At 56.0% G+C, this 5,107-nt stretch carries 5 protein-coding genes and 1 CRISPR repeat array; of the genes, 1 reads left to right on the top strand and 4 read right to left on the bottom strand.

The features are described from left to right. Positions 1 to 834 (top strand): cytochrome D1 domain-containing protein (locus VAE48_RS13830; RefSeq protein WP_322793914.1); only part of this gene is annotated, 834 nt, incomplete at its 5' end. Positions 835 to 1,149: 315 nt separating this feature from the next. Here the strand turns inward: VAE48_RS13830 and VAE48_RS13825 are convergent. The 4 genes from VAE48_RS13825 to VAE48_RS13810 form a co-directional block, all read right to left on the bottom strand. Next, positions 1,150 to 1,512 carry an endonuclease domain-containing protein gene (locus VAE48_RS13825; RefSeq protein ID WP_322793913.1) on the bottom strand — a complete coding sequence of 121 codons (363 nt, stop codon included), beginning with the start codon at positions 1,510 to 1,512 and terminating at the stop codon, positions 1,150 to 1,152. A 223-nt stretch (positions 1,513 to 1,735) separates the two neighbouring features. Beyond that, positions 1,736 to 2,182, bottom strand: coding sequence for a hypothetical protein (locus tag VAE48_RS13820; protein ID WP_322793912.1), 447 nt, complete (start codon positions 2,180 to 2,182; stop codon positions 1,736 to 1,738). A 45-nt stretch (positions 2,183 to 2,227) separates the two neighbouring features. After that, a CRISPR array of direct repeats spans positions 2,228 to 3,232; the repeat unit is 36 nt; unit sequence GTCTTAATGCCCTTACGGGCATTGATTGATTCGGAC. Positions 3,233 to 3,450: 218 nt separating this feature from the next. Next, positions 3,451 to 4,194 (bottom strand): polyprenol monophosphomannose synthase, encoded by a 744-nt coding sequence (locus VAE48_RS13815; protein WP_322793911.1) that lies wholly within the window; start codon positions 4,192 to 4,194, stop codon positions 3,451 to 3,453. Continuing rightward, positions 4,191 to 5,060, bottom strand: a complete 870-nt coding sequence (locus VAE48_RS13810) for a response regulator (RefSeq protein ID WP_322793910.1) — start codon at positions 5,058 to 5,060, stop codon at positions 4,191 to 4,193. The genes VAE48_RS13815 and VAE48_RS13810 overlap by 4 nt, the downstream gene beginning before the upstream one ends. Positions 5,061 to 5,107: the final 47 nt, after the last annotated feature.

Genomic DNA, 5,107 nt, shown 5'->3' with positions numbered 1-5,107 from the left:
CTCAAAGTGGTCAGCACGCGCAGTTATACCTACGATACGCAGGAATATCACCCCGAGCCGCGCGTTGCCAGCATTGTGGCTTCGCATTTCAGCCCCGAGTGGGTGGTCAACGTCAAGGAAACCGGCCAGATCTGGCTGGTGGACTACACCGATGTGCAGAATCCGGCCATCAAAATGCTCAACGCCGAGCGCTTCCTGCACGATGGCGGCTGGGATGCCAGCGGGCGTTACTTCCTGGTGGCGGCCAATAATGCCAACAAAATTGTGGTGCTGGATGTGCAGGAGGAAAAGGTGGCCGCCATCGTCGAGACCGAGAAAATCCCCCACCCGGGGCGCGGCGCCAACTGGATTGATCCGGTTTACGGGCCGGTGTGGAGCACTTCGCATCTGGGTGAAGGTGCGCTGGTTGCCATCGGCACGGACCCGGTCAATCACCCCGAATACGCCTGGAAGGTGGTGCGCACCATCCCCCTGCCCGGCGCCGGTTCGCTGTTTCTCAAAACCCATCCCAACAGCCCGTGGATCTGGGTGGACCACACCCTCAACCCGGACGAGGAAATTCAACGCACGGTGTGCGTGATTGCCAAGGCCAACCCGGTGGAGCCTTACAAATGCTGGCAGGTGGCCGACTACGGGCGGGCGGTGCATTTTGAGTACAACCTGCAGGGCACGCAGGTGTGGGTGAGCGTGTGGGGGCGCGCCGATGACCCCGGCCGGACGGGTGAGATTGTGGTCTATGATGACAAGACGCTGGAAGAGATTGCCCGCATTCCCAATCTGGTCACGCCGACCGGCAAGTTCAATGTGTATAACACGGTGAAAGATATTTATTAAGCCACCTTCATCACCCCCCTTCCCCGCAGAGGCGTGCGGTGAAGTTGACACTCACGAGGCGCAAAGCGGTTTACATTTCCCGCTCCCCTTCCCCGCAGAGGCACGCATTGAGCGGCTAAGGCAGCCTTACGGGGAAGGGGGGCTACGGGGGGTTGGGGCGAGCGGATGGGTTGTTTTCCGCAGCCTTATGGTAGTGGGTGGGTTGCGGGGCATGACGGCGGCAAGAAGTTATGGAATGACTTAAGCGGGAGGGCCCCCTCCCGGCCTCCCCCAAAATCGCCCCGGCGATTTTGGGGGAGGTGTGCTGGGGGTGGATTAAGCAGCGGTTTGCTCATCTTCCAGCGCCAGACGGATGGCTTCCAGCACGGCGGGCAGTTCGTTTTCGATCTGGTGATTCCAGAACCGCAGGACGCGGTAGCCTTGTGCCTGGAGTGCCCGCGTTCGCCGGCCGTCTTCACTTTCCTGTTCCAGATGTTGACCGCCGTCCACTTCGATAACGAGCCGGCGGCGCGGGGCGCAAAAATCCACGATGAAATTGCCGATGGGATGTTGGGCGCGGAAATGCACGCCGAAGAAGCGGTGAGCGCGCAGGTGCGCCCACAGACGCCGTTCGGCGGGGGTGAGGTTTTTTCGCAGGGTTTTTGCCCGCTGACGGGTGAGTGAGGGGGTGCGGGGCATGACGGCGGCAAGAAGTTATGGAATGACTTGAGCGGGAGGACCCCCTCCCGGCCTCCCCCAAAATCGCCCCGGCGATTTTGGGGGAGGTGTGGTGGGGACATTTTTCACCTGCCCTTACGGGCATTGATTGATTCGGACTTGTCAAGGGATTTTGACAAGGCAATATGGGAACAGCTTTATATCCACCTGGTTTTGCACTAACACGATTGACTTGCCTGCAACCTCAAACGGGATTTTTGTATTCGGCTTTTTTGTGTTTTGGATTGTCTGAATATTTCTTAAATCTTGCTATTAATAATGTCGCTGGCAACCACAAAAAGCCAAAGCCAAGGATAAATCTTGATACAACAATAAATAAGGGTTCTAAAATATCGTCACTATCTCCTAACCCGTATTCAATCCCAATAACATAACTAAACAAAGAATCTCCTGAAAATAACCCAAACCAGTTACTCCCATACGCCGTTGTCAATAAATACTGCATCACCCAAATTGTAGCAATCATAACTGCTGCAATTGCACCTGAAAGTGCATTTTCCCTCATTGTCGACTCCCTGTTTTTTGTTGCAGACTGACGATTTGATAAGACGCGTACTTCCTGATAAAGAAGTTCAAGTAGTTGTGCTTGTTTTTCTAGTAGTTCCACAGGATTTTTTTGTTTGGAATCCATCGTAACATTGTCCTCCATGTTCATCTCGGCAATTAAGCTACCCAGGTCTTAATGCCCTTACGGGCATTGATTGATTCGGACCTGCCGAAAGGCCCACAGGGCCGGTAAAACGTTGTGGGAGGTCTTAATGCCCTTACGGGCATTGATTGATTCGGACTCAATTCGCAACCAGTTTTCGTTAGCATTAATGACTATGGTCTTAATGCCCTTACGGGCATTGATTGATTCGGACGGAAGCGAATACGGGACCACGGAGGCCCTGTATGACGTGTCTTAATGCCCTTACGGGCATTGATTGATTCGGACTTATAGAGAATTTTATTAACAGGGAAAGAAATAGTAAGTCTTAATGCCCTTACGGGCATTGATTGATTCGGACTTAGAACAAGCGACATTGTTGCTGTGTTTACTTCGGTGTCTTAATGCCCTTACGGGCATTGATTGATTCGGACCCTTACGTCCGTTGCGGGCTTCTGCATTGATGGAAACAGTCTTAATGCCCTTACGGGCATTGATTGATTCGGACGTATTGTGTCTAGATAAGGAGGTTAAAATGAACTTTACGGGGTCTTAATGCCCTTACGGGCATTGATTGATTCGGACCGATGAAATACAAACTCTTCCACGAAATAGACCAAAACGTCTTAATGCCCTTACGGGCATTGATTGATTCGGACAATTACGACTAAGACCGGATATTTATAATCCTCTTGGTCTTAATGCCCTTACGGGCATTGATTGATTCGGACTCTTATGTTCGGTTTGCGGGTTTTGCGCGAAAGATGGTTTGTCTTAATGCCCTTACGGGCATTGATTGATTCGGACGTCGCCGTTCTACAGAAAGACTAGCCCCAACCACCATGTGTCTTAATGCCCTTACGGGCATTGATTGATTCGGACTTGAATTTTGACCTAGAATTCGACGAAAACAAACCCACTGGGTCTTAATGCCCTTACGGGCATTGATTGATTCGGACAATGGGTTGCCAGTACAGAGGTCGAAATTGACGGAAAGTCTTAATGCCCTTACGGGCATTGATTGATTCGGACTGCGGTTTCGTTTCATCCATATTTTGATATTTTTATCATTTTTTCCGCAATTCCTGGTTTCATTTTACATCCAATCTCTTTCTTTTTCAAGCCTTTACGGCAAACTTTTCGCCTTTGCCCACAATTCTCATCTTTTTTGCGTACCCCCCTGCCAAAACCGGTAATTTTTTGGTGGAATGGGGAGGGGGGTACGCAACATCTATGCGAAGTCCATCCCCTCACGCGCCGGTCAGCGGACGCTTGCGGCGCAGGTCGCGGTACAGCCACAGCAGCAGCCAGGTGCGGTAGGCCGCTTCCAGCTGAATGCGCAGGGACATCTTCGACTGCCCCCAGCGCCGGTCGGCAAAGTGAATCGGAATTTCGCGGGCGCGGAAGCCGAGCAGATGGGCGGTGTACATCATTTCCACCTGAAAGATGTAGCCGTTGGAGCGCACCCGCTCCAGCGGCAGGCGTTTGAGCGTCTCGCGCCGCCACAGGCGGAAACCGCCGGTCACATCCCGCACCGGTATACCCAGAATGGTGCGGGCGTACAGGTTGCCGAACGCCGAAAGCCCGCGCCGCCAGAACGGCCAGCGCTCGTCCAGGCTGCCGCCCGGCACGTAGCGCGAGCCGAGCGCCACATCGCAGCTTTGCAGGGCATCGGCCAGTTCCACAATCTTCTCCGGCGGGTGCGAAAAGTCGGCGTCCATCTGGCAGACCGCCTCGGCGCCGAGGTTGAGGGCGCGCTCGAAGCCCTGAATGTAGGCGCTGCCCAGCCCCAGTTTGCCGGAGCGGTGCAGCACGAACATGCGCCCGCCGCAGCGTGCCGCCAGATGCTCGGCAATTTCGCCGCTGCCGTCCGGGCTGTTGTCGTCCACAATCAGCAGGGAAAGGTCGGGGATGGGCAGCGAGAACAGCCGCTCGGTCAGCACGGGCAGGTTTTCGGCTTCGTTGTAGGTGGGGATGACGACGGTGATGTTCATGGGCGCCCGCCTTGAATGAGCTGCTGGAGCGCCTGGCGCGCCTGAACCGGGCTGCGCAGCGGCTGGCCGGCCTGCGGCTGCAGTTCGCGGATGCGCACCTGCAGCCCTTTTTCGCGGAACAGGCCGCGCTCGCGGTCCTGATCGCGGTAGAAGTAATCGAAGGACTGTTCCAGCCGTTTGTGCGCCCGCTCGATGAAGGCGGTGCGGCTTTCCAGCCGGGCAATGACCAGAAAATCGGTCGGGGTCAGGTGGCCGATGAAGAAATCGGCTCTGCTCATTTCCCTGACCAGGTCCTGCAGCATCAGCCCGAGGGCGCGCAGCAGGTCATCTGAGGCGACAAAGCCGTACACCTCGCGGAAGTGGTCGAGATTCAGGATGGAAACGCAGAACAGGGCGGCGGTGGGGTCGTCCAGCCAGGTCTGCAGGCGCTCGTCCACCAGCGCGCCTTCGGGCAGGCCGGTCACCGGGTTGGTCAGGCTGCCCTGCCGGACGCGGCGCAGGGTGTTGCGCACGCGCAGGCGCAGTTCCTGAATGTCGAACGGCTTGGTGATGTAATCCTCGGCATTCAACTGCAGGCCGCGCAGGCGGTCGCTGCGTTCGCGCCGCTCGGTCAGGAACAGAATGGGGATGTGGCGGGTTTTGCGCTGTTCGCGCAGCTGACGGGCGACTTCAAAGCCGTCTATATCCGGCAGGCGGATATCGAGGATGATCAGGTCGGGCAGGGTGGATTGGGCGGCGCGCAGGCCGTCTTCCCCCCACTGGACGATGTGGACTTCGTAGCCCTGCGCCTGAAGATAGGCGCTCAGCATTTCCGCCACGTCCACATCATCTTCGACAATCAGGAGGGTCGCCTTTTCGTCTTCCACGGGGGTGCCGTCCGCCGATTCAGGAGATCGGTTCTTTGAGGATCACA

The organism is Bellilinea sp., from assembly GCF_034432615.1.
Classification (GTDB): domain Bacteria; phylum Chloroflexota; class Anaerolineae; order Anaerolineales; family Anaerolineaceae; genus Bellilinea.
The sequence above is the reverse complement of the archived record's forward strand: the minus strand, read 5'-3'. Positions and strand labels throughout refer to the sequence as shown.